The following is a 25,593-nucleotide window of genomic DNA, read 5'->3' as shown; positions in this document are numbered from 1 at the left end:
GTCGGGACCGCAGCTCATTGGGGCAATGAAAGCCCCGAATTCATCGAGTTCGGCGTCGGCCAACTGCGCTGGGCTTTGCGGTCTTCGCCGCACCCACTTTGCCGAACCTGCAGTCAATTCTGGTCGCCGCAGGGACCGGTGAAAAGCATCAGATGCACTGGGGCTCAGTAGGGGCTGCAGCTTCCTAATTCAGTCGACCATACGCAAGGCCGATTGGTCGGGTAAGTTCCGTGCCGTCTCCGCAGCGACCTTGACGACCGTGGCCGGCTTTGCAGCAACGGTCGCCTGTTCGGCGGGAATATATCCGGCGCCGATCGCGACGTTCAAAGAGATGTAGTCGAGAGCGCTCTGCTGAACGGCCTCAGCGAGGCTTTCCTGCGCGTTAGAAACGGAACGCTGCGCATCGAGAACGTCGAGCAGCGAAGAGGCGCCGTCCTTATAGCTTACCGTCGAAAGGTCGAGGGCCTGCTGATAGGACTTCACCTGTGCCCGCAATGCGGCAACCGTCTGATCATCGCGTCTGACGGCCGACAGGGCGCTTTCGACCTGTTCGACACCAGACAGCACTGTCTGCTTCCAGACGATATACTGCTCGCGGCTGGTGGACTCGGCGTTTTTGACGTTAGCACGCAATGCGCCGCCGTCGAAGATCGGCAGCGACAGGCTTGGGCCGAACGACCATTTCGTCAGGCTGCCACTGTTGGACTTCGTGTGGATGTAGGACGGCGAAATCGAACCGCTAAGCGTGATCGTCGGATAGAGCTGGGCTTCTGCCACGCCGATCTGAGCGGTCGCAGCGGCAAGGTTACGCTCGGCATTACGGATGTCTGGCCGGTTGCGGATGAGATCCGCCGGGACGCCCGTATCAACGCGACCGCGGAATACCGGCTGGCTGCCGCCACCGTGCAATTGGGCGATAATGGTCTGCGACGGTACGTTGAGTAGGGTCGCGATATGATGCACCGCCTGACGGTAGCTGATTTCGAGGCCTGGAATTTCAGACAGTGTCGAGTTGACGAGACCTTCGGCCTGGACGACGTCGAGTCGGGAAACGGCGCCGGCATCAAGCTGGAACTTGGTGAGTTCGAGCGTTTCGCGGCGAGACTTCAAGTTATCCCGTGCGATCGCGACGCGGGCCTGATAGTAGCGGACGTTGACGTAGCTGTTTGCCAGATCCTCTAGATAGGTCAGGCGAGCCACGTCGACGTTGGAATAGGCTGCATCCAGCGATGCGTTGGCGCTTTCCTTGGCGCGACGGTATTGGCCCCACAGGTCGAGCAGCCACGAAGCCGTGACATCGCCGCTGGTGGTGTTTTCCGTTTCCCTCTTGTTGCGCTGGCTTCCCTTTTCGCCGCTGGTCGTATTACCGCCTAACAGGAGGAGGCTCGGCATTCCGCCGGCGGCGGCGGAGACGACCTGCGCCTGCGCCTGATTGATGCGCTCCAGCGCCTGCTGGATATTGAGGTTTTCTGCAAGTCCTTGCTCAACCAAGCCGTTCAGCTTCCTATCGCCGAAGGCGGTCCACCATTGTGAACTCGAGACGTCGCCGTTGATCTTCGTACCGCCCTCCGAGAACTTGGCCGCGAGTGGCATTTCCGGTGGCTTATGATCGGGGCCGCTGACGCAACCTGCCAGAAGAAGAAGCAGGGCGGGGGCGGCAGTACGAATGGATACCATCACATTACCTACAATTGAATTACATGATCACTGTCTTAGGGGAAACGTGACACTCGGCGCTTCGATGGCGACGCTCCCTAACTTACAGCTTCGTTTTTCTACGCTTGATAACGGCAGGCGACTGATTGGAAAAATTGATTGTTCGGATCACACTGATCTACGTCACGGATAACAGCGCGGGTTCGTTTGGACTGATGGTGGAAATTCGCCTCCGCATTCGAACTCGTCATCGCAGGACGAAGCCAATGTTCATACTCACCTGGATCCATGCTCATTTTGCCAAGGGCTCCAAGTCGCGCCAGTACTTGAAAAATCTTCCACATGGATTGCGTAGAATGCAAAAGGCGGGGCCGAAGCCGTAATAAGGAAAGCTGCGGATGAACTGGCGCGGCTCATAGATCTTTCTCCGTTCACGCGGGTTTCCGGATGAGCCAAGCATTATTCGTGCCGAAGCAGAAATCTCCCGGGCGAAAGCAAGACTGAGAGTAAGCTTGATGATTGCCGGCAACGTGTGCAAACAAACAGTCGAGCCAAACTGCAAATTCCGAGGCAATCCGCCCCCTGATTCCGAAATGATGTCGCCCCCCAATTCCGAGAAATAGTCGCCCCCTTGTTCCGAGATGATGCCGCCCCCTTGGAGGCGTCTGGCAAGGGTGGGTCTGCAGGTGTGAAGTTTCTTCCTTCGACGTTGACGAGGAAGGAACGGGATGCCTGCGGAGAGATTGGAGATGCGGCGTGTCCGCGAGATATTGAGATATCGCTTTGAGCAAGGACTTGGGCACAAGTCGATTGCGGTGAGGGTTGGGACTGCGCCCTCGACAGTACGTGAGACGCTTCGGCGTGCGGCAGTTGCCGGGCTTTCGTGGCCTCTGGGCGACGACGTCAACGATACAGTCCTGGAGGCAACGCTTTACAAGGCGGCTGGAACGAAGATTGGGCACCGTCGCGCTCCGGAGCCGGATTGGGCGCAGGTCCATCGCGAGCTCAAGCGCAAGCATATGACGCTGCAGATCCTGTGGGACGAATACATCGGTCTTCATCCCGAGGGATATCGTTACAGTCGCTACTGTGACCTTTATCGGGGTTGGGCACTGAAGCTGCCGGTGACGATGCGGCAGGATCATATGGCGGGCGACAAGTTGTTCGTCGATTATGCCGGCGACACGGTGACGGTTGTCGTTGATCGGCTATCGGGCAAAACACGGCAAGCACACTTGTTCGTGGCAGTTCTGGGAGCGTCGAGCCTATCGTTCGCGCAGGCGCGCTGGAGCGAGACGCTTCCCGACTGGATTGAATGCCATATCCAGGCGCTGGAGTCCTTCGGCGGTGCGCCAGCCTTGCTGGTGCCCGACAATGCCAAGGTGGCGATCATCAAGGCGTGCCACTTCGATCCCCAAGTCAACCGGACGTATTGTGCGATGGCAGCGCATTATGGCAGCGCCATCCTGCCGACGCGGCCACGCCGTCCTCGCGACAAGGCGAAAGTAGAGGCTGCGGTTCGTATCGTCGAGCGCTGGCTGCTGGGCCGCCTTCGCCACCGCACCTTCCACAGCCTGGCCGAGGTCAATGCGGCGATTGCCGACTTGCTATATGATTTGAACGACAGGCGTGTCCTGCGCCGGGTTGGCGTCACGCGCCGCCAATTGTTCGAAGAGCTCGACCGGCCCGCTTTAAGGCCATTGCCTGTGGAACGCTATGTCTTTGCGGAATGGCGTATCCGGCGTGCCGGGCTGGATTACCACGTCGAGATCGAGCGGCACTATTACTCCGTTCCCTATCGCTTCGCTCGCGAGCAGGTCGAGGCGCGCATCACCGCCAATACGATCGAGATCTTCCACAAAGGCGAGCGAATAGCCGCCCATCGTCGCTCCAGCGGCAATGGCAAACACACGACGATTCCCGATCACATGCCCTCAGCCCATCGCCGCTTTGCCGACTGGACGATCGAACGCATTCAACGCGAGGCCTCTTCCATCGGGCCGGAGGTGGCGTTGCTGTGCGAGAAGATCCTCGCCGACAGGCCGCACCCGGAGCAGGGCTTTCGAGCCTGCATGGGAATTATCCGCCTGAACAAAAGCTTTGGCCGCGACAGAGTGAACGCTGCTTGCAGCCGTGCACTGGAGATCGGGGCCCGGACCTACGGTTCGGTGCGCTCCATCCTCGACAATCATCTAGATCGAACGGCTTCCACCAATGGACCGGCTTCGCATGAACCGATCCATCACGAAAACATCCGCGGACCTCGCTATTACCACTAAGGAGAACGAAGAATGCTTGCGCATCCAACACTCGATAAACTCAATTCCATGGGCCTGGCCGGCATGGCAAAGGCCTTCGGGGAGCTCGTCACCAACGGCGAAGCCGAACATCTCTCGCACGCCGAGTGGCTAGGACTGCTGCTCGAACGGGAGTGGAGTTCCCGCTACGATCGTAAGCTTGCCGCACGCCTCAGGTTTGCCAAGCTTCGCCACCAGGCCACCCCGGAAGATGTCGACTATCGCAGCGAGCGCGGCCTTGATCGCGCGCTCTTCATGAAGCTGCTCGGCGGCGACTGGATCAATGCTCATGATAATCTGGCCATTTGCGGACCCTCGGGCGTCGGAAAGAGCTGGTTAGCCTGCGCTCTCGGCCACAAGGCTTGCCGAGACGATCGCTCCGTTCTCTATCAGCGTGTCCCAAGGCTATTTGCCCAGCTTGCGCTCGCTCGGGGCGATGGCAGGTATGCCCGGCTGCAGCGGACTTTGGGCCATGTTCAAGTCCTGATCCTAGATGACTGGGGCCTCGAACCGCTCAACGAACAAGCCCGGCACGACCTCCTCGAAATCCTCGAAGATCGCTACGGCCGCCGATCAACCATCATCACCAGCCAACTTCCCGTATCGGCATGGCATGGCGTCATAGGAGACCCGACTTATGCCGATGCCATACTGGATCGCCTCGTTCACAACGCTCATCGCATCGAATTGAGCGGCGATAGCCTACGCCGAAACCTGCCCCGAAAAGCTTGACACCCTGCCTAAATGAACTGACAACAATCATCGCCTGCAGACCCCACTAAAAAGGGGGCGAGATCATCCCGGAATCAAGGGGCGCAATTATCTCGGAACAAAGGGGCGGCTTCATCGGAATCGGCAAGCCAAACGCCTCGTTTAGCTAGGATCGGCGTGCCGCACGCAATCGATGGAGATGAAAACCCCAATTCGAAAACACGCCCGCATTTCCCACCGCCGTTATCATCTGTGCTGTGTGACGCTCAAACATCATCCCGACTAAGCGGTCCAATGCCTTCTATTTCAACAGGTGTTTTAAGGTACCGGGCTCACCACCTACATCCATCGCCAAGCTAAGTTGGTGAAGACTTAGGAAATGCCGACAACACAGTCGGTAATGGCACTTCGCCTTGTCCGATATCAGACAATGCTGAACACATCAGCCGGTTCGGTTAGACCTATTTTATTAAAATCAAAAAGGAATTTTCGTCCGGCACGCATGTTGCCTCAGATCCTCTGCTGATGGGTACAAATCACGCGGAGATATCTAGATGCCAGTGGAAGACACTCGCGAGGCTGTTAGCGCAGGGCGTTCCAACTCCAGAAAGACGCTTTCTCCAGCAGCAACATCAGGGATGCCCAATGACTCGTACTAGGATGGAGTCGTGTATTCGTGCATTTGCCCTAAGCTTGGCTGCGTTGCAGAGCCTGACAACCTGGGAAGCGGCGGTCGGGGCTCCGCTGGGCCAATCCGATATCAGCGACTTCTTGCTGAACAATGGCTTGGAAGTGGTCGTCATACCCGATCACCGCGTGCCGATCGTCACGCATATGGTCCTTTACAAGGCCGGAAGTGCCGACGAGCCACCCGGCAACTCCGGCATCGCTCATTTCCTGGAGCATCTGATGTTCAAGGGTACGAAAAAGCACTCGGCCGGCACATTCGATACACAGGTGGCGGAGATCGGCGGTGAGGAGAACGCCTTCACTTGGTCCGACTACACCGGCTATTTTCAAACTGTCACGCCAGCGGCGCTCGAAACGATGATGGAATTCGAAGCAGACCGGATGCGCAATCTCGTACTCACCGATGCGGTGATTGCGCCCGAGCGCGATGTCATACTCGAGGAGCGGCGCTCCCGCGTCGAAGCCGACCCCGAGGAACTTCTCGAGGAGGAGATGCAAGCGACCCTCTATCAGAACCACCCTTACGGCCGACCGGTAATCGGCTGGATGCACGAGATGGAAGGGCTCAATCGCGCAGACGCAGTAGGGTTCTACGATCGTTACTATACGCCGAATAACGCAGTGTTGGTCGTGGCAGGCGACGTGAGCGCTACGACTGTGCGCAAGATGGCGGAGGAAACATACGGGGCTGTACCGCGCGGCTCGGATCTTCCTTTGCGCATTAGGCCGCAAGAACCGGAGCAAAACACCAAGCGGACAGTCGTGCTCACCGACTCTAGGGTGACTGTGCCGAGCTTCGAAGAGTCCTGGGTGGCGCCGTCTTACAGGACGGCCAAGCCGGGCGAAGCGGAGGCCCTTGATCTTCTTGCAGAAGTCCTAGGCGGAGGAATGCGCAGCCGGGCCTATCAAGAATTAGTGGTGAAACAAGGAATAGCCTCCTCGGCCGGCGCCCATTTCCAGGGAACATCGCTCGATCCATCCAGTTTCACAATTTACGGCTCGTCGCGAGGCAAGGGGAAGATCGAGGCCGTGAAAGACGCCATGGACGCCGAAGTTCGGAAAATCATACGAGCCGGCGTTTCGGATGTGGAACTTGCGAGGGCCAAAAATCGCCTTGTGCGCTCGATGATCTTCGCACGCGACAACCCCTCGACAATGGCCATCATCTACGGGGCTGCCGTTGCGACCGGCGGTACTGTCAAGGACGTGCAGGAATGGCAGGAGAGAGTGCGCGCGGTAACGACGACGCAGGTGCAGGCAGTTGCCGAAAAATATCTTAACTCAGATCGATCAGTGGCGGGATACCTGCTGCCGCGCGAGAACACCTCTTCAGGAGATTAAAGAGTCGATGGTGACATTCAACGGACTACCGCTCGGAGCAGTCAAGCCGCTATTGTTCGTGCTTGTATTGCTAGGCATTGCTGCGGCGACGCCTGCGCGTGCGGCCATGGTCATCCAGGAGGTCAGGACAGCGAGTGGAATCAAAGCGTGGCTCGTGGAAGATTACACAGTTCCGATTGTCACCATCCGTTTCGCGTTCCGAGGAGGTGGCAGCACCCAAGACCCTCCTGGCAAGGAAGGCCTCGTCAATCTCATGACCGGGTTGTTCGACGAGGGGGCCGGCGACCTTGACAGCGATACATTTCAGGAACGGCTTGACGACGCTGGCGCTGAGATGCGATTCAGCGCCAGCCGCGATACAGTCTATGGCTCCATGCGTGCGCTTGTCGAAAAAAAGGATAGTGCGTTCGATCTTCTTCGACTAGCCATCGAACAGCCGCGCTTCGATCAAGTGCCCGTAGATCGCATCCGCGCTCAGATCGTCTCCGGTATCTTGGCGGAAGCCAAAGATCCAGACATGGCGGCACAGGTCGCATGGGCAAAGGCGATCTACGGTGATCATCCCTATTCGAAGCGGGAAGAGGGCACCGAGCAATCCTTGGCCGCTGTCCAGATCTCAGATCTGAAGGCATTTCATAAGCGGCTTTTCGCCCGCGGTAACCTTGTCATCGCCGTGGCGGGAGCAATCGATGCAGGCGCACTCAAGCGCGATCTGGATCAAATATTCGGCGAGTTGCCGGCCGAACCGCACCTAACGCCAGTTATCGAAACCGAACCAAAGCTGGGGCAGGAAATTCGCATTGCCTTTGACTTGCCTCAGGTCCAGCTACGCCTAGCCTACCCGGGGATCAGCCGCCAGGATCCGCAGTTCTTCGCGGCCTATCTTATGAACCAAACCTTGGGGGGTGGGGCGTTCACGTCCAGGCTCTGGAACGAAGTGCGCGAGAAGCGAGGGTTCGCCTACGGTATCGGATCTACTCTCGTGACAAATGCCCATTCCGCGGCGCTCGCAATCGACACCAGGACCCGCCCGGATCGGGCGGCAGAAACGCTTTCCCTCATTCAAGCCGAAGTGAGCCAGATGGCAAAGGACGGGGTCAGCGAAAACGAACTCGAAACTGCAAAGAAAAATACGATCGGCAGTTTTGCGATTAACAACCTCAACTCATCGAGAGCAATTACCGCCACTCTGGTCGAGATCCAGTTGGAAGATCTCGGAATCGACTATATTGAGCGGCGGGAACAGCTGATCCAGGCAGTAACCCGTGACGACGTCCGCTCCGCCGCGAGGCGGCTTCTCTCCGCCGACCCCGCCGTCATGATCGTCGGACCGCCGCTCGAAGGGCGCAAAAAATGATGGTCTAAGATCGAGATAGATGCTGCCGGGGCGCATCCGGCAGCAGAGGCACTTCATTGACTGGCCAAGGTCATCCTATGGTCGAACTACCGGGAACAACCAATTGTGTTCCCATTGATGACGGCAATATTCGGATTGTTGACGAAGACAAGATTAGCCATACCGGCCGCGGCCACCCTTGAAGCTGCGTTGTTATTGCCGTTTGAAATTGCGCCTCTTGCAATGCTCCAGTGACCGGCTGGGTTGTTGTCGAAATCGATCTGCCAGGGAAAGGCGCGGGGTTGATCGACGGTGAAGGCACCGACCGCCACACCCGCATTTCCGATGAGAGAGTGGTGACCTGATGCCGGCGGTGGGACGATGTTGCCTAGATCGATCTTGACGATGCACTGGAAGGTAGACAGTGCGGCTCTTGCGGCCGCGTCATCTGCATTATGGAAGAAAGACAAGTTTGGAGTAGCGCCACTCACTCCAAAATTCTTTTCGTCCCAGATTACATGGCGGAGCGGATTGGCCACCACTCCGCGATAGACGGAATAGGCGCTGGCGGGACTTCCTACAGCGAGGACTGCCAGAATTGCAAACATGATTGCGATGACGTCGCGGCGTTGATTGTTGCTGTTCATAACGGTTCCTTTCACGATAATTGGCAAACGCTCCGCTTTTAACGAAGACGCAAGACCGGTGCGTTCTGCCGGATCGGTAGGCGTTGTAGCGGAGCCCCGCCCTTCGCCTTTTGAGCTGTTGTGAGAGACAAATGCTGGTCGCCTCCAGAACTGGTGGGCCCGGGTCGATGTGGCTGGTGTGAGGGAAGGGGTGCTCTCAACCCGTTGCGGTTCGAGGGCCGTGCTCCAGGCCGGAGTTGCGGCCGACCCGGGGTGACGGCGGCTTATCTGCCGCCGTCGGTCCATGATCACGAAATCCTGATCAGATTTTCGATGTCGAGCACCGCCGTGCGGGACGTGAGCGCGCCACCATAGGTGACCTCGACAGCGTTGGTCACATCTTGGATGTCCATCACATCGCCCGTCTCATAATTACCGAACACAATCCAGTAATTCGGGTGTGGGGTAAAGACGGCCGTCATGTTTGGAGCCGCCTGGACGGCAAAGGTACCCGAGCCCGACATCCCGATACCGACGGACGTTTTGTCGGGCTCCACATTGGACAACTGCTGGATGGTGAGCGAACCGAGAGCGCCGCCGCCGCTTTGCTTGCCAAAGGTTGTCGCACTATACTGATCCTTTGTCAGTTGGATCAGGTTCTGGCGATCCGGATCGGCAGGCACGGTCTGCGTAGCGGAAAAATTGATGCCAGGCTGCAGCAGGCCGGTCTCCGACCAGACGAAGCTGTAGTCGATGCCCCATGTAAACGCTACTCGACTTCCTGGTGCGGTCGCACGGGCGAACCAGGCGAGCGAAAACACGTCGCCAGGAATCGTACTCGGCGGGGCTTTCTGGAACACTGCGAAGCTTCCATGAAGCTGCGAGTTATTGATGCAGGTCAGGGAATATTTCGTCATCTTTACTTCCTTTCGTGTGAGTACTGCCCGGTTCTAAGAGTGTGACCGGCACCGCCGGGGCTGGAACGGTGCCGGTCTATTTCTCGCCGCGAGTGAAGGAAAAGCGGCGAGGGCTACCCGGCTCTCGACGTGTGGCCGGGAAGGTCGGTCGGTGTCAGGCGCTTTGAACGATAAGTCACCGGCCCACTGTGATTTGCGTGCTGGTCGCAGGATTGCTGCTTTGCGAACCCTTCATAAAACATACGTTCATTGCGCGGCTCATGTCCGATTGATCGGACTTTTTGAACTGAAGGGCCTGCCAACAATCACAGCAGCCGTCGGCGACTGGTTAGGCTCAAGGCTGAGCGAGCCAAAGGCTTTCTGGATCAGCTAGGGATCGGCGCAGGTCGGCGGTCGGGCCGATGAAACCGTACGTCGAGGTTCCCTTTTTCCGGAGAATTGAGACGGTGCCGTTGCTCAAGGCACTTCACGCCGTCGCCCAGCGAAAGCTTGGTTTTCCCCGAAGCGGCAGGCGCCTTGCCACCAAAAGCCAGCAGGGTCAGCGCCCCGCTTCCGCTTGTACGTGCTCGGGCCGGATACGAGGGTCATGATGATCTGCGTCCATCTTCGTGCGGCGCTTTTTAATTTCGGCGGAAAGACGCTGAAATACTGTGTGTCGGGCGCGTTGGTGATTGCCGTCCGTTCAAACATTGATCCGCTTCCTTTCAGAAGGCCGTCGCTCGGCTGTCCTTTTGAGTGAGATGATCCTATGTGGTCCACCCGGGGGGTGTCAGTGGGCTAGCGTTCCAGAAACTTGGACCGGCGTCCCGAAGTTCGCAGCCGGACGTCAGCTGCTGCCCAGTCCGGTCAGCCAAGGTGCGAAAGAGGCGCAACCCGGCGGCGGCAACAATGTGCCGAGCCCTGGTCCCTCGCCCATCCGGGCGGCAGTCCGGGCAGCTCTCGGAGAAAGTCCAAAGGTTCGGCGAAACAGACGGCTAAAATGGGCCTCGTCTGCGAAGCCCATTTCATAGGCAATGTCGGCGATGCGGCGCTCAGCATGGCGCGGATCGCAAAGAACGAGTAGGCAGCGTCTGAGACGGCGGCGACGGATATAGGTCTTAACACCGCCCTCTGTCCCGAATTGGCGATAGAGTTGGCTGCGGGAAATGCCCAGGTCCCGGGTCAACCCGGTTGGACTCAAGTCACGACGATGCAAGTTTTCCTCGATGTGACGGCGTAGTCGGCGCCCAAGCTTGCCCCTTGCTTCCCTTGACGTAACCGCAGACACCGGTCCCAGCGACGATGCGATGAGATCAGGTACGGAGGCTCCGAGAGCGAGCAACTCGCCGGCGGACAGGCTGCGTGCGGCCTCGCACAACGCTTCCAGAAAACTGCGCAGAATTATCCCCATCGCGGCGTTCTTGGTAAGAATCCGGCCAGGAATCGGCTGCACCGGCGCAACCGCCGATGGAAGCGAGGTGCGCGGAAGGATCAGGTGCATCGTCTCTGCCGCCTTCATGGCAAAAGCCATTGGCGCCGAGAGATCCAGCACGGCCACGTCGCCCGGACATAGCCTGCGGGCGGCAGGGGGGGCCAGCGTGACAACGCCACGCAGCAGGCAGGAAATGACAATGTGGTCTATGTCATCACGTGCAAGGCGCGCCGGCATCCGCCGATATCGGCCGCCGTCGACAACGCTGCGGCAAAGCAGAAACGTGCCGAAGTGATGGACTATGAGATTGGCCTCGAACGCGCCGGATGGTGATGTATCGGGCAGGAAACTGTCGAACAGTACAATGAGAAGAGAACGCCAGGCCTCAAACGGAAAGCGACTACCCGCCGTGGTAAAATGGAAGCTCGGGACCGTACTTTCTCCGCTCGTCGCAGAGGTGAGTTCGTCCGATGTATGCACAAGTGCCTCCCCAAATGGAAGAGACATAGTTGCAGCTAACGGTTTGATTTTGCAAACAAATAAGTGTATTTAATTCATAATTTTTTAAACAATGCTTTGGTTGGCACGTTGATCTGCAGGACTTTGCGCCGCAGACCGTCGCCCACAAGACGGTGACAAACCGTTATGGAAATACGTCTCCGCTGCTGCTCCTACAAACTTTGTTAAATGCAGAGCCTTCCCGCAACTTCGATAGGAGGCGACATATGGAGAAGCTCGGCATTGGCATGGCGCTTTGTTGCGACACTAATCGATTCAGCGGACAAGGTGGTCGAATGAGGGGTGAACGCAATGCCCGTGATAGGCCCTATAGTGCAAGCCTTTTAAGACTAGCCTTCATGCTGCACATACTCAAATCGTACTCGGAATAGTTGCTCCTCTCCTGGGGCGAGGTTGATATTATAGTCTCGCTCGTCAAATGGAATGCGTCTGCCCTCTATGTCACCGTGACCTGTACAGGGTTCCAACGCGAGAAAGTCTTGCTGTGGCAGAGACCATACAACCCAGTGACGTGCACTTGGCGCCTCAATTCTAATGGAGGCCTCTTCCCCAACCAGCGACAGCCATCTACTGTTTGCATTCAAAAAACAGAGGGCTTCATTTTGGAAAAGGCTTTCATTTAGATGAAGATATCGCCCGCTGAGTGAAATCTTCCGTTGAATGCTTCGAATTAGACCTTCGGAAGATATGCATGGGACGAGAGGAGATTCCAATTTCTCGAATTCCAGCCGCCAGGTATCTTTGCGGGCAGACAGTAACGGCCATCTAAATCCTGGATGTATTCCGATTGCATAGGGCAGGAATTCACTATGGGAGCTGTTTTTTACGGAAATATCGGTGTTCAGTGCTCTGTCTAAAATTTTATAAGTAATTCTGAAAATAAAAGAAAATGGAAACATTGTTTTCGTGAATTCGTCGTCAGTTGTTTCTAACGTCACCTCGCTCTCTGAGATGGAAACCACGTCAAATTCCTGCATGCTAATAAAGCCGTGAACGGGCATTGGATAATATTGCCCTTTAATTTTGACAAGCGAAGCGTCACTCCATCCGCATGAAGGAAACATCAGCGGACAAGCTTGGTTCCAACCTGGAGGGCGCCGCGACCAAAGGAGGTCGTTTGCACCGACCTGCCACCCAATTAGCTCTGCTCCTTTTCGGTTGACAACTGCCTGTGCAATACCGGAACGAATAACGACAGCATCATTCATGAATGTTGTTACCTTAGAACCTTCGGAATCGGCAACCGCGCAATCCTTGCCTTCCACAATCGTCGCACGGCTGAATTAAGAAGAAAGAAGCAGTGACGTTTCACGCGTTCTGCAATGTGTGTCAGTGCTATTTGAAAAGTGCGGCGCCTCAGCCGCATCTGGTCAGCATTGCACATCCGCGCGCCGGCAGATCCACGGGGTCGGGTGACTCAACTAGCGGTGGGAGGCATTCGAAGCTTGGCAAGCTGCGTCGATCCCGGGTTGGGTGGAAAACGGAATGAGGTTTATGCAAGGAGGTTCTCCGCGAACAAAGCAGGCAGGGTCGTCGTAAGTCGTGGGGTGAGATCATACCCGTTTGACACGGTTATGAAGTGCCGTGTCCAGCACCGTCTGAACTGCCGTGAGGACTTCCTCATCGACCCTCCGAAGACGGTAGACATTCAAATCAATGATGCGGCACGCGTCGGCCAAAGCAGGCTTATCCGCGTCCTGTGCTGTCATTGAATTAATCTGCCTCTCGATCAAAACTTGAATGACTTGCGACCAGTGCGGCTGAGATAGCCGGCTACCTGAGCTGGCTTTGGTGGCCGGAGGTAGCCAATCCTTTTCGGCCGTCGTTGAAATCTATGCGTCAGGCCCCACGAGCGCGCAGCGTGGAGGGTAGAGGAGATTCCTGCGTCCAGCATATACGGCGCGATTTGTCCGCAGCCCGATGCGACGTCGAGTGGCGTCCCATGATCCATGCATTCTATCAGGTAAAGCTCGATTGCGTCCCTGCCAAATTGATCTCGCCAGGCCAGCCGTTTGTGCCCGTCGACGATTTTCACGGACGAGGGATTGAGCGGGACGTCATGAACGCGGCTCCACTGAGTTATGATCGCACTGGCGTTCGCTTGTGCGACCGTCCCGTCACTTGTGCCGTGCCACACCGAAATCGTCGGCCAGGGACCTATATGAGGCGAGGCTTCGGCCAGCCGTTCTTGCAGGCATTCCTCATTGGGGATGCCATGACCACGCATGCGATCGAAGGCTGCCGGTACCGATGTAGCAACGGCATAGGGAAGGCCAGCGATGATTGCGCCGCCGGCGAAGGTCTCGGGATAGGCACAAAGTGCGGCGTTCGCCATCGCACCGCCCGCGGACAGTCCAGTGATATAAATTCGGCCTCGGTCGATGCCATGTTCGGCGGTCATGGTCTCCACCATCTGCCATATGGAGTGCACCTCTCCCTGACCTCGGCGAATATCGCTCAGGTTAAACCAATTGAAACATAACCTGGGGTTGTTCGTATGGACTTGTTCGGGGTAAAGCACGGCGAATCCGAAATCCTCCGCGACTTTCAACCACCCGGCTGCTTGATCATAGCTCGCAGCATTCTGCGTACATCCATGAAGAACCACCACCAACGCCGGTGCCTTCGTCAGCCCTTCGGGAACATGGTACCATGCTTGCAAAGCTCCAGGGTTTGAACCGAAGCGTTGCAGCCGGGATAGCGTTGCCGTTGTCGGAGCGGCGCTTCCTTTATGAGATCTGGCAAGTCGTTTAAATCCGTCTGAAAGGAATCGCATATCGCCTCCTTATCGTCGCCGGAGGCGATCTGGATATATAGCAGAATGCTCTTCGTGCTGCATTGCACAATACGCTAATTCGGCTGCTTTGTCCTACTAATATGGCGTATTTGCTTAAACTCAGCGGAATGGACGACCACTTCGACAACGCTTTGTGAGTAGATTTTCTCCTTAACCTCTCAGGGCTGCGTGCCCACACTACCTATCGGGCGAGGAATCGGCGGCTCACCCATCAAGCCTGCGCGTTCGTCCAAATAACCGCAGCAGAAATTGACAGACACGGCGCCCTCGACGAGGTCCTATGAATATTGACCCTGTAAAGCTTCAGAGTTGTTTGCCACGATTTCGCATATCCTTCCTGCGCAGGAACCATCGTACGCTTCCGCGCCGTTCCTCTGGCACGATTTTTGCGTTGAATGATCCGCCCTGGTCCGTGTTTAACGGCCACAACGGAAAACTGGAGACTGCTTTGAAGGATGTTTCGAAACACGCGCAGACGGCACTTGCCGTGCTGAGGATCGTTACCGCGCTACTATTCATCGAACATGGCACCATGAAGCTATTTAGCTTCCCTTCAGGCGGCGTAGCCGGAACAGGAGGTTTAGGTGGTTTGTCACCCTTCATGTTGACGGCGGGTCTTCTGGAGGTGATCGGCGGCCTGGCTATTCTTGTTGGCGTCCTGACGAGACCGGTAGCCCTTCTTTTGTCAGGTCAAATGGCCGTTGCCTATTGGATGATACATTTTCCGGGCAACAGCATCTTTCCCGTGCTTAACGGCGGCGATGCCGCGATCCTGTTTTGCTTCGTGTTCCTCTACCTGGTCTTGGCCGGTCCGGGAGCGTGGAGCCTTGATGCCAAGTTCAAACGGATATGAGTGGGGCTTCGCAGCGGCGGCGAGATCTCAACGGGATCCGACAATAAGTTCGAATGAGTGGGCACAAAGCGACTCCAGATTGCGTGGGATGACAGGTGAATCCTTTATCCCTGCGCGGAGATGCCCCATCATCGATGGCTTCCCGGAACATTGTCTCGCGCGCGCTCGGAAGTTTTAGCACGAGCGCCTGGTTTTGCGATTTCGGCAGGTCTCAAGCGTGCCACGCCGTGTAAGGAGACTCAAAATCACGCAGTAGGGAAAGCGAAAGGCGGCTTTACGCAAAGATCCTCGCCCTGCCCAATGCGCTTAGAAGCTTGTGCATCGTGAACTCCTGCCGACAGCGTAGGATGGGATTGACATGGCGCGTCTGATCGAAAGCCTCACTTTCCATGCGATCCTTACCAATTACGCTTTTGACGCCAACCAGATCATTGATGCAATGGACGAACGCGATGTGCGGATCGGCATCTCGCAGCGCCGCATTCTGATCCCGCTTACCGGAAACGCCTTGGTGCACAGAGCTTGCCCCTATTTTCGCAAATGTCTGGCAGCCACCGCCCTTTGTCGCATTTGTCGAGATCGCGACGAGTGGTTCAGCCCTCTGTCCTGCAGGCACCCGTTTAAGCCACAGGACCGCAAGCAGGAACGCGCTTTGATGGGTACTCAAAGTTGGCATGGAGCTTGCCTATCCTCGTTGGCAACTAGAAGCAACGACCATGTGTTGCGGGTCATGAAATGAGTAGAACGGCGGGCGAATGCCAGACATTTTTCAAATCCGCATCCCACGAACTAGCCATGCATGGCCGGCGGGCGGCAGTGCAAACCCAAACTTCACGAAGATCGTCGCGGTTGCTGTCGACATCGTCAGTCACACCGAAGTCAAGATGGAGAAAAAACGCAATGACCAAGGTTCCAGAAAGATCCTTTGAAACAATCGAAAATTTAGCATCGTCGCCTCTCAAAGTGGCCGATCAGATCGGGGCCGCCGTAGAAACGGGGAACAAGCAGTTGACGGAGGTCTTTTTGAAATTTGCCTCGAGCACTGAAGAGACCCAGAAAATACTCACCCCGATCTTCGAAACTACGAAACAGGTCGGGTACGAATTGTCACGAAAGGCGATCGCGGCGTTGCAGGCCAATACCGAGGCCGGCTTCTCGCATTTACAAGCGCTACTGAGCGCAGCTTCGCCATCGCAGGTCTTCGAACTGCAGTCGAGCTTCCTGCACAAGCGCGTAGATGCAAGTATTGAGAACGCGAAGGAATTCGGCGCGCTGGTTACCAAGGCGGCGGCGCAGATTTCAAAGCCGATCAGGGATGCATCTGACAAAGTTTTGACGGACCTCCAGGCCCGATAGAGCCAATCCGCACTAAAACAGAGCCTTTGGGAGCTGTCGGGGGTATACCGTGCTCAGCCAGGTCTATTGAGATCGGCGACGATCAATCGACGGATCGTCATCTAAGCTTCTTCTGACGCGCTTAAAGGATGACTCAAATTACCTTGACGGATTGCGGTCGACGGCGATCACACGAAAGCCAGTCTGGTGATCGCACTCTATATCGGGATATCGGCATAGGCGGTCCCTCTTAGAGGCTATGATCGTAGAAACGGTGAGCTAACGGCGGGTGTTGCGAGTGAGCCCGTCTTGCCAGTGTAACGCCGAGCCACCAAGGCAACCAAAGGATCCAGGAACTTCTGGTGGAAGTCAGAACAGGATCCAAGTTTTCAGCGGTGGCGAGATGAATGTGAGCGCGAGCTGCTGTGAAAGCTGACGACGGATGGCGAGCAGCATGCCAAATCCGCGAAGTGGGGGCTGTCCATGTGGGAGTTTCAGAAAACAAGCACGCACATTGCCCGCAGCGATCCTGCATTATCGCAGATGGGATCGCCGGTATGAAAGCTGAGGTTTTGTACATTCGAAAATGGAGAGACAATGGTAGCCACAACTATGAAATCCTGGCGGTGGGGGACATATGGTTGCCTGACCTTGGATTGAGAGTGAGCGGTGTCCATTTGGTTAAGCATGCAGAAGGGATCCTAGGGGTCTACGCGCCAAGTGCTAAGGTCGAAAGTCGCTATACCGTTTGGTGGCCGGTGAACTCGGCTATTGAGAGGGCTGCGCTTGCCGCACTGCTTCCTGCCTATGAGGAAATGTCAGCACCCGATGTAGTCGACTGCATCTAGGGTGCGGATATTGTTTCACAAGGAAATCGTCAGCTCGACGGGATTAAAGATATCCTGAATGCACTTGACCGCGTTGCCCGATTTGACGCGCGAGGAGTGCCGTGATTTGCTGGAGCAGATTGCCGATTAGACGACCCGCATCAATCCCCGCTCGGAAGATCGAGGCGCTGGTAGCGGAAGGCGGATATGGCGCGACGCGTGCGGACCATCCCCGGGGATTGGCCGCGTGTTGACCGCTTTCGGCGTCGAAGCCTTTGCCCCCCGATGGGGAGCTGTCGGAACGGCCGCAATTTGCCGCCAGACCTGAGTCAGTTGTTGTCCGGCGCAAGAGCGCGGCAAAGGATCTCCGACGCATCGCAAACCCGCTACGATAGCCGACATCTTCCTATCGCGTCTCTGTCCCGCCGTGGCGATATTATTGTCAACCCAATTAAGTCTCGATCCTTAGATTGTGCTCACGGCGGTTCGAGGCAAGTGCCAGACCCAGGGCAGCGTATTTATAGATTGAATCTATAAAATAAGTGTGCATTGTTTCAGCCACTGTTAGCTGAAAGGAGTCAGGTTTATTGAAACCAATGCAGTCCTCACAAGAACCCTTACCTTCCTTGACTACCGTGAGCCGCGTGGCCATTGTCGGAGGCGGGTTCAGTGGGGCGACCATAAGTCGCTTGCTCGCACTCTCAGGCCTGTTCGAGCCTGAGGAGATCGTGGTCTTCGAGCCAAGGTCACGCCTTGGTGCCGGCGTCGCTTACGACACAAATGATCCAGCACTTCGCTTAAACGTTGCGACCCACCGGATGCGGGCAATACCCGGAGACCCGCAGAGGTTCGCCCGCTGGTTTAGTGAAACCGGCCGGTCTGGGAGAGATCCGGAGGCTGGAACAGAGGGAGCAATCTATGCACGGAGATGTGACTTTGCGGACTTCATGGACAATGAGATGCGGCCGCTTCTCGAAAACCGCCGCATCTTACATGTGTGCGAGCGTGTCGAGCGCATTCGTCGTCAGAATGGCAGCTGGCGCATCGAAGGAAATGCCGGGACGATCCTTCACACCGACATCGTCGTTGTTGCTACCGGTCATCCGCCACCAAGGACGCCAGTACAATTTCCTTCTGCCCTGCAATTTCATCCACGTTTTGTGTCTAACCCCTCTACCTCGGGCGCTTTTCAACGGATTCAGCAGAGGGACAATATATGGATCATCGGTGCCGGATTGACCGCGCTTGACGTGCTTGCAACCTTGCGCGCTCGCGGTCATAGTGGGGAGATCACTTTGTTGTCGCGTTCAGGACTTCTGCCGCGACCCCAAGCGACCGGCAGCTTCACGGTAGAGGATGACCTGCTAAAACGCTTTCCCAAGACGGCACTTTGCCTCCTGCGACGGGTGCGATTAGCTGTCAACGAGGCAACGGAAAAAGGATTGCCGTGGCAGATCGTTTTCGATGCTCTACGGCATCAGGGGCAGGCAATATGGCAAGCGCTGCCATCCGAGGAGCAAAGGTGTTTTTTGCGCCATCTTCGTAGAATGTACGACATCCACCGGTTCCGGATGCCACCTCAAATCAAGGAACTCGTAGAGCGCGAGACTGCAGCTGGTCGCCTCCACATTCGTGCGGGAAGAATCGTTTCCGCCGTATGCGGCAGCCAAGACATTTTACTCGACGTCGCACCTGCGCCGCACGGCAATTTAGAGAAAGATCGCGCACAGTGGCTGATCCTCGCAACCGGCCCCGATCATGAGAATGTAATCGGCAGCCAAGCCTGTTTGTTGGACCTCGAGCGCGCCGCTTTGATCACAAAGGATCTGCATGGTCTTGGCATCAAATGTGATCGCGAGAATCGCGCCATGGCATGGGACGGGACACCCGTCGAGGACCTATTCATTGCCGGCCCGTTGGCCCGGGGGACGTTCGGTGAACTTACCTCGGTGCCCGAAATTGTCGATCAAGCGGAAAGGATCGTCGGGCGAGTAAGGCAGATTTCCTCCACAGTGACGCAAAGGACGCCAATTCAATCGACGCTAAGCAATTGAAGTCTCTCTCGCCGTATCAAAACCGTTCTAGTGCCGCCGGCACGCAGCGCAACGCCAGGCTACATTTGTGGCGCGAAGGCTGGACGATCCGCAGCGATCACCAAACGGCGCGATGAGCAACCACGGTTTAACCGGCTGATCGGGTGGCAAGATCGTATCGGGGCTGGTAAGGCGAACCGCTTGGGATTAGATTCATGCTGCATAACGCACTCGCTCATCCCGATAAACGGCGCGCTTGAGGGCTTCATAGCCAATGCACCTGCTTGCAGACTTACCTCAAACCTCCTCACCAACGCGGCGCCCGGCGTCCATGGCACGCTAAATGCATCGCACATCTTTTTTCCAAGGTGAGGGAAGGAGATGCCATACCGAAAGATTAAATCAACCCAAGCAGTGATGGCCGCTTACAATAAGCTGAAGGACAGCAACGGTCATGTGAACAGTTGGGACATGTTACCTGAATTTCTGGGTGCAAACACCGACTTATCAAAGGCTGATTTCGCTCGTGCCCTAGAGAGGCTCGTGAATGACAAGGTGCTGCAGCGGCAGGGCACGAGCGTTACTCGTTATGGATAGAAGGCACGAATGGGCGCGCCCAAACGCTAATTGGCGCCGCTTGCAAGCACCCCTATCAGAAACCGTTGAGATCAATCTGCAGGCTCGCAACAAATTTACGCCAGCTGGCTGACACGGTAAGCGGCGGCAGGTCTGCAGCAGGCCTACCAGTGATCGAGGATTACTTTCGTCCGTTCCTTGATTGGGAGAGCCATCGGTGCAGACTGAGCTGATGGTCGCTCTGTCTGGCCACAACAGCGGCATCGCTCACAGGGTATGGGGCAAACCTGCGGAAAGTTCACGAGTGATCGAAACCGCTGCGAAGCAGGTAGTCGCTCTTGGCAACCTACCTGCCCTGCTAGCTCGCATGCGCGGAGTGCGACTGATAACATTCCAAAAATGGTGGGCGCTTGACTAGCGACCGCTACCCGACCGTTTGCCCTGGTTGTAGTAGGTGTCGCGGGAGAAGCCGGACGAGCGAATGGGGCGTTCGGCTTTTCTTTTGTGTTACATGCACTCTTGATGTGCCATGGATTTGCTCCGGACGATTGGCCATAGCGAAAGACCATCCGACGTAAAAATACGAACGGTGATCAAGTCCAATAAAGACCGCAAAATATCCAATCTCCGAAAGTCGGTCCGTATTGCGCATCTTTAAGTATCCTGAGGCGCGCAGGTTAGACGTTGTTAAGTTTAACCATTTGAAGTCAGTAGTGACCCGAGTGTCTGCCAACGATACGCCTACACAAACAGCTGGCATCTGCCCCGTTGAGGACATCCGACCATCGCCTGCCGAATGATTCGAGCGGCATTTCCCCTAAAGCTCAGCCTGATAAGCGGGACATTTTTACTAAGGAGGAACTTGAAATAATGTCTAGAAGCATTTTCTCACGCATCAGTACCAAGCTCGCGCTCATGTCCGGGACAGGCATCCTTCTTATGGTCCTCACGAGCTTGATCAGCTGGATCTTCGCTCAGGATGCCAACGAAGTGAACGCACGCGCATTCACTCAAATGACCATTTCCCGCGATCTTGTCGATGCAAAGGCATCCGTTCGAGGCATGCAGATCGGCGTGCGCGATCTCCGCCTGGCCCGCAAAATCGATGATGCGATCAAGGCAAAGGCCAATGTGCAGGAGCGCTACCGCTCCGTGCAAAAATATCTAGACGAAGCGATGGCGCAGATGTGGATCCCGGCCAACAGGGATCGCGTGCAGGCGGTTAAGCATCTCGCCGAGACCTATTCGGGTATGGCCGGCGATTTGGCGACGGCAATCGAAGCCAGATCGACCGGCGGCGCATCGACCAATGAGATCGATGCCAAGGAGGAAGAACTTCGCACGTCCCTGCTTGCCACTGCGGAAGCGATGACAAAGACGCTGGACGAAGGCGTCCAGGCCGCGAAGGACCTTGCGACCGAGGCCGTGAATGAGAGCCACCGGGTGCAGGCGTTTACGAGCACCATCAACATTGGCATGGCATTCACCATGGTGCTGCTGCTGATCGGATCCGCCCTGTTCGGCACTCGCTCGGTCGCCCGTCCGATCGGCCGGCTGACGGGCAGCATGAGCACTCTTGCCGACGGCAATTTTAAGACGGACGTCCCCTTCGCCACCCGCCAGGACGAGATTGGCGCAATGGCGCGCGCGGTCGAAGTGTTCAAACAGAACGGCATCAAGGTGCGGGATATGAATGCGCAGGAGGCCGCCTTACAGGCGAAAAGCGCCGATCTCCAGTCCAGCATCGGCGAAGTCGTCAGCGCAGCGGTTGCCGGCGACTTCACGAAGCGCATCAGCAAGGATTACGACAGTGGCGAACTCAACCATTTTGCCGCCCAGGTCAACGAGCTGGTGACCTCAGTCGACCGTGGCGTCGCCGAGACGCGCCGCGTAATCTCGGCTTTGGCGGAGGGCGACCTGACGGAAACCATGCGTGGCGACTTCCAGGGTGCCTTCGGCGAGCTGCAGCAGAACGTCAACGCCACGATGGCGAACCTCCGCTCTGTCCTGGGTGAGGTCCGTTCTGCAATCGACACGATCAATGGCGGCGCCGGTGAAATGCGCATGTCCTCGGGGGACCTATCGAAGCGCACCGAGCAGCAGGCTGCGTCACTTGAGGAAACCTCCGCGGCCTTGGAAGAAATCGCTGCGGCGGTGAAAAGCTCGACCGAACGAGCGCTCGAAGCTAGCCATATGGTCGACGAGGCGCGGACAAGCACTGAGCAGTCGAGTGTCGTCGTCAAGGAGGCCGTCTTGGCGATGGGCAAGATCGAGCAAGCCTCGGGCGAGATCGGGCAAATCATCAACGTCATCGACGAGATCGCCTTCCAGACGAACCTCTTGGCGCTCAACGCCGGTGTGGAGGCCGCACGTGCCGGTGACGCCGGCAAGGGCTTTGCCGTCGTCGCCCAGGAGGTTCGCGAGCTGGCGCAGCGTTCGGCCGGTGCGGCCAAGGATATCAAAGCTCTTATCTCGCGCTCGTACGAAGAGGTGAACTCCGGCGTGAAGCTAGTGACAGCAACCGGAGAAGCGCTGTCGCTTATTCAGGGCCACGTGCTCAATATCAACGAGCACGTGCATTCGATCGCCACTGCAGCGAAGGAGCAGTCGACGGGGCTTTCCGAGGTCTCGACCGCGGTCAACCAGATGGACCAGGTGACGCAGCAGAACGCCGCGATGGTGGAGGAATCGACGGCGGCGTCTAGCCGGCTGGCCGACGAGGCAGTGAACCTCGCTGAACTGGTCGCTCGCTTCCGGCTCGACGCGTCGGTATCGGCTCCGCGCGCTGTCAACGCCGAAAACAAACCAGTCGCCTCTCCTGCCCGGGCGCTCGGCCGCAAGCTTGCCGGTGCGTTGGGTAGCAAGGGAGCAACCACAGTTGCCATGGATACCTGGGAGGAATTCTGATCATTGCCTGCAGTATCAGCCACTCGGGCGTGTCCCAGAGGAGTGAAGCGTATACAGGGGCAAGATTTCATTCTTCAGATGCGCGGCAGCACGATCTAGCAATCGATTCGATCCCGCGATGAGCAGCGCACAGGATCGTACCGCTAGTTCCTAGGAGCGAAAGGATGTGTCTCCATACTAGAGGGAGAGACATCGCCGGTTTGTTCTCATGCTATGCGATCCTTCGCCACGAAGCTGAGCGCCATAAGGACAGGCTCGATCCCACTAGTGGTGATCCAGGAAGCCGGACATGGTTTCCGGCCATGGAAACTTGGATCGAGCGCCATATTGTGGAAACTGCATCCATTGTCATGCCTGGCTGTTCTCCCCGAGCAAGGACGACTCCATCGAAACACTGAGGCGCGTTTTGATAGCGCCATGAGCGGCGCGCTTGCTCAAAGGTCAAATGGCTTCGTGCGATGAAGAAGCCATGCGCGAAAGAGTCTGAAAAGGCTATTGAGGTCAATCAATTTTTCGTTAGAAGCTGAGAGGGGGCCAGTTGTTTGCCGTCACTGCAAGCGCGCGCGACAAAAAACAGTGAATTGGGTAGGGCAAGTTGACCGAAATTTTGACGCTTAAACTCGAGGCGACGGCACTCACAACCGGCGAAGTCTCCGAATGGCTTACTGGCGAAAAGCAGGACAATTTCTATCGGCCTCTCAGTACCGACAGCCGCGGTCTTTTCTCATTCGGTGTTCATGGCGCTGGCGAGATGGTGGGCTGGGTGGGGGCAAGCTCAACGGACCGCGCCTTTTCCGTCACGATCGAGAATGATGACTTCATGTTTTTCCTCGAGCATGGAACCTGCTACGATCTGGCAACAGGCGGCATAAGGCATGCTATCACGCCCTGCACGGGACTGCTGACGACGGCCGACCGCTATTCCGCGGTGAATATTCACGCAGGCTCTGTTGCGGAGGGATTTTGCGTCCGGAGGAGCGCGGTACACGCGGCCCTGACCAGCACCTTCGAACGTCTGCCGCCTGTCGATTTCGAATTCGTTCCCCGGCAGGACCTGACGGCGGGACCGGCGGCGCATCTTTTCAAGCTCATGCGGTTCTTCCGGGATGAGATCTGCGCGGATCAAAACCTTGTAGTCTCTCCCCTTGCCTTGACCAGCTTCCAGGAGATGTTCTGTCTGCTGATGGTGCAGAATCTGCCCCATACGCTTTCGAACACCGGATCGCGGGTGCAGACAATTGCCCCTCGCCAGCTTCGAAGAGCGCTGGAGTTTGCGAGAGCACATATCGCAATGCCGATCACGATCACGGACATGGCAGCGGCAGCGGGTGTCAGCGTGCGGGCGCTGCAGATCAATTTTCGACGATTTTTGAATGTCACCCCAATGGCTTACCTAAGGCAGCTCCGTCTTGATGGCGCACGCCAAGATTTGTTGACGGCGACGCCGTCTGCGACGGTCAGTGAAATCGCGCGCCGCTGGGGGTTTATACATCTGGGCCGTTTCTCTCAGGAATATCGTACGGCTTTTGGCGTCCTGCCAAAATACGATCTCGGGCGCAGCTATGAGAAAACTCGGCGTGCGGCGTCATAAAGCACAGGTATCATCCCTTGGAAGCTGCTTGGTCGGACCATTGCACTAAACGGCGATCACTTGCGGCATAGAAACCGTGGTGCTCGTCGGCGATCCGGGATACATCAATCTCGATACCGCCAAAGTCGCTGACAACGTCGCAGGCGTTGGTTCTACACGCGCAACGCACCTAGTCCATCCTTCCCTCACCTATCGCGAGGCTACGGAACTTGACTGCCTTTGACGAAGCCACATGGCTCGCCGTGCTGTTCCTCATTGTCGCGGCGCTCTATGCAGCGGTCGGCCAGGCCGGCGCGTCGGGATATCTGGCGGCTATGGGGCTCTTCGGGCTCGCACCGACGGTGATAAAGCCCACGGCACTCGCCTTGAACCTGCTTGTCGCCGCGATTGGGACCTTCCAGTTCTGTCGTTCGGGGCTGTTCTCCTGGCGCACCTTCTATCCGTTCGCCGTGCTCGGTTTTCCGTTCTCGCTGCTTGGGGGATCAGTGCAGTTGCCGATGCATGTCTATTATCCCCTCATCGGGATCATTCTGATCCTGTCGGGCGTACAGATGATTTGCTCGGCGATAACGAAAAAGATTGCAGTCGAAGCCGCCGATGCCCCTCCCTTGCTGCCCGCTCTGATGACGGGAGCGGTGATCGGCTTCCTCTCGGGAACGACAGGAACAGGCGGAGGCATCTTCCTCGCGCCGATCATCCTCGCAATGAACTGGGTTAACGCGCGGCGTACCGCCGCCGCTACCGCCGCATACAATCTGCTGAACTCGGCAGCAGCTCTCGCTGGTGCCTATGCCTCGATCAAGTCTATTCCCTCGGCACTTCCGCTGTGGCTACTCGCGGTAGGCATAGGTGGCGTCGCTGGCAGTCTTGTAGGTAGCTGGTACCTCTCCGCGCGCACCCTCAGGTTCATTCTCGCGGCCGTACTATTGGTATCCGGCACCAAGCTTCTATTGAGCTGAGAAAAACCGTTGTTTAAGGTACCGCAACAGGGCTTAGTGCGTTGCTTCCGGGCAAACAACGAAAGCAACAAACCAGACCAGTAGGAACATCATCAATTTAAGCGGCGCGGCAATCAACGAATCGTGCCAAAGGTTCGATTCCGTTCAAGAGCGGCACATCAAGCGATATTGGGAAGATCAGGGATATCGTGGTGGCCACATACCCACATAT

At 56.8% G+C, this 25,593-nt stretch carries 16 protein-coding genes and 1 pseudogene; 11 read left to right on the top strand and 6 right to left on the bottom strand.

The window, feature by feature from the left end; genetic code table 11:
• Positions 1–189: 189 nt before the first annotated feature.
• A complete protein-coding gene (locus tag NXC24_RS23730; RefSeq protein WP_104825868.1) occupies positions 190–1,677 on the bottom strand; it encodes an efflux transporter outer membrane subunit in 1,488 nt (495 codons plus the stop codon).
• Positions 1,678–2,405: 728 nt separating this feature from the next.
• Here NXC24_RS23730 and istA point away from each other — a divergent pair.
• From istA to NXC24_RS23705, 4 genes are all read left to right on the top strand, one after another.
• On the top strand, positions 2,406–3,935 hold the full coding sequence (istA, locus tag NXC24_RS23720) for an IS21 family transposase (protein WP_104825866.1): 1,530 nt from the start codon (positions 2,406–2,408) through the stop codon (positions 3,933–3,935).
• Between the two features lie 12 nt (positions 3,936–3,947).
• Positions 3,948–4,685 (top strand): IS21-like element helper ATPase IstB, encoded by a 738-nt coding sequence (istB, locus tag NXC24_RS23715; RefSeq protein ID WP_104825865.1) that lies wholly within the window; start codon positions 3,948–3,950, stop codon positions 4,683–4,685.
• Positions 4,686–5,309: 624 nt separating this feature from the next.
• A complete protein-coding gene (locus tag NXC24_RS23710) occupies positions 5,310–6,695 on the top strand; it encodes a pitrilysin family protein (protein ID WP_104825864.1) in 1,386 nt (461 codons plus the stop codon).
• A 7-nt stretch (positions 6,696–6,702) separates the two neighbouring features.
• Complete coding sequence (locus NXC24_RS23705) at positions 6,703–8,052, top strand: pitrilysin family protein (protein WP_104825863.1); 1,350 nt, start codon at positions 6,703–6,705, stop codon at positions 8,050–8,052.
• Positions 8,053–8,138: 86 nt separating this feature from the next.
• Here the strand turns inward: NXC24_RS23705 and NXC24_RS23700 are convergent, their stop codons facing one another.
• The 5 genes and pseudogenes from NXC24_RS23700 to NXC24_RS23675 all read right to left on the bottom strand — a co-directional run.
• On the bottom strand, positions 8,139–8,678 hold the full coding sequence (locus NXC24_RS23700) for a hypothetical protein (RefSeq protein WP_104825862.1): 540 nt from the start codon (positions 8,676–8,678) through the stop codon (positions 8,139–8,141).
• A 287-nt stretch (positions 8,679–8,965) separates the two neighbouring features.
• Positions 8,966–9,574, bottom strand: coding sequence for a protein rhiA (locus NXC24_RS23695; protein WP_104825861.1), 609 nt, complete (start codon positions 9,572–9,574; stop codon positions 8,966–8,968).
• An 826-nt stretch (positions 9,575–10,400) separates the two neighbouring features.
• On the bottom strand, positions 10,401–11,465 hold the full coding sequence (locus NXC24_RS23685; RefSeq protein ID WP_158704544.1) for a helix-turn-helix domain-containing protein: 1,065 nt from the start codon (positions 11,463–11,465) through the stop codon (positions 10,401–10,403).
• A gap of 368 nt (positions 11,466–11,833) precedes the next feature.
• Complete coding sequence (locus tag NXC24_RS23680) at positions 11,834–12,712, bottom strand: hypothetical protein (RefSeq protein ID WP_104825858.1); 879 nt, start codon at positions 12,710–12,712, stop codon at positions 11,834–11,836.
• Between the two features lie 501 nt (positions 12,713–13,213).
• Positions 13,214–14,280 (bottom strand): annotated as a pseudogene (locus NXC24_RS23675) (PHB depolymerase family esterase); the annotation flags it as partial.
• 469 nt (positions 14,281–14,749) lie between these two features.
• Between NXC24_RS23675 and NXC24_RS23670 the strand changes: the two are divergent.
• The 7 genes from NXC24_RS23670 (at position 14,750) to NXC24_RS23625 (ending at position 25,382) form a co-directional block, all read left to right on the top strand.
• The gene (locus NXC24_RS23670; RefSeq protein ID WP_245464067.1) at positions 14,750–15,154 is read left to right on the top strand and encodes a DoxX family protein; all 405 of its coding nucleotides are present in this window, start codon (positions 14,750–14,752) and stop codon (positions 15,152–15,154) included.
• A gap of 358 nt (positions 15,155–15,512) precedes the next feature.
• A complete protein-coding gene (locus NXC24_RS35230; RefSeq protein WP_158704543.1) occupies positions 15,513–15,893 on the top strand; it encodes a hypothetical protein in 381 nt (126 codons plus the stop codon).
• A 161-nt stretch (positions 15,894–16,054) separates the two neighbouring features.
• Complete coding sequence (locus NXC24_RS23660) at positions 16,055–16,510, top strand: phasin (protein WP_104825855.1); 456 nt, start codon at positions 16,055–16,057, stop codon at positions 16,508–16,510.
• Between the two features lie 1,402 nt (positions 16,511–17,912).
• The gene (locus tag NXC24_RS23650; protein WP_104825853.1) at positions 17,913–19,370 is read left to right on the top strand and encodes an FAD/NAD(P)-binding protein; all 1,458 of its coding nucleotides are present in this window, start codon (positions 17,913–17,915) and stop codon (positions 19,368–19,370) included.
• A 1,425-nt stretch (positions 19,371–20,795) separates the two neighbouring features.
• On the top strand, positions 20,796–22,832 hold the full coding sequence (locus NXC24_RS23635) for a methyl-accepting chemotaxis protein (RefSeq protein WP_104825850.1): 2,037 nt from the start codon (positions 20,796–20,798) through the stop codon (positions 22,830–22,832).
• A gap of 595 nt (positions 22,833–23,427) precedes the next feature.
• Positions 23,428–24,423: an AraC family transcriptional regulator gene (locus NXC24_RS23630; protein WP_104825849.1), complete on the top strand. Its 996-nt coding sequence runs from the start codon at positions 23,428–23,430 to the stop codon at positions 24,421–24,423.
• A gap of 209 nt (positions 24,424–24,632) precedes the next feature.
• Complete coding sequence (locus tag NXC24_RS23625; RefSeq protein ID WP_104825848.1) at positions 24,633–25,382, top strand: sulfite exporter TauE/SafE family protein; 750 nt, start codon at positions 24,633–24,635, stop codon at positions 25,380–25,382.
• Positions 25,383–25,593 lie beyond the last annotated feature (211 nt).

Origin of the sequence: Rhizobium sp. NXC24 (assembly GCF_002944315.1) — a bacterium.
Classification (GTDB): domain Bacteria; phylum Pseudomonadota; class Alphaproteobacteria; order Rhizobiales; family Rhizobiaceae; genus Rhizobium.
The sequence above is the reverse complement of the archived record's forward strand: the minus strand, read 5'-3'. Positions and strand labels throughout refer to the sequence as shown.

Excerpts from the sequence above, each read along its gene's own strand:
- NXC24_RS23660 (WP_104825855.1), top strand. The coding sequence starts at position 16,055 with ATGACCAAGGTTCCAGAAAGATCCTTTGAAACAATCGAAAATTTAGCA.
- NXC24_RS23705 (WP_104825863.1), top strand. The coding sequence starts at position 6,703 with ATGGTGACATTCAACGGACTACCGCTCGGAGCAGTCAAGCCGCTATTG.
- NXC24_RS23710 (WP_104825864.1), top strand. The coding sequence starts at position 5,310 with ATGACTCGTACTAGGATGGAGTCGTGTATTCGTGCATTTGCCCTAAGC.
- istB (WP_104825865.1), top strand. The coding sequence starts at position 3,948 with ATGCTTGCGCATCCAACACTCGATAAACTCAATTCCATGGGCCTGGCC.
- NXC24_RS23700 (WP_104825862.1), bottom strand. The coding sequence starts at position 8,678 with ATGAACAGCAACAATCAACGCCGCGACGTCATCGCAATCATGTTTGCA.
- istA (WP_104825866.1), top strand. The coding sequence starts at position 2,406 with ATGCGGCGTGTCCGCGAGATATTGAGATATCGCTTTGAGCAAGGACTT.
- NXC24_RS23650 (WP_104825853.1), top strand. The coding sequence starts at position 17,913 with ATGCAGTCCTCACAAGAACCCTTACCTTCCTTGACTACCGTGAGCCGC.
- NXC24_RS23680 (WP_104825858.1), bottom strand. The coding sequence starts at position 12,712 with ATGAATGATGCTGTCGTTATTCGTTCCGGTATTGCACAGGCAGTTGTC.
- NXC24_RS23730 (WP_104825868.1), bottom strand. The coding sequence starts at position 1,677 with ATGGTATCCATTCGTACTGCCGCCCCCGCCCTGCTTCTTCTTCTGGCA.
- NXC24_RS35230 (WP_158704543.1), top strand. The coding sequence starts at position 15,513 with ATGGCGCGTCTGATCGAAAGCCTCACTTTCCATGCGATCCTTACCAAT.
- NXC24_RS23695 (WP_104825861.1), bottom strand. The coding sequence starts at position 9,574 with ATGACGAAATATTCCCTGACCTGCATCAATAACTCGCAGCTTCATGGA.
- NXC24_RS23635 (WP_104825850.1), top strand. The coding sequence starts at position 20,796 with ATGTCTAGAAGCATTTTCTCACGCATCAGTACCAAGCTCGCGCTCATG.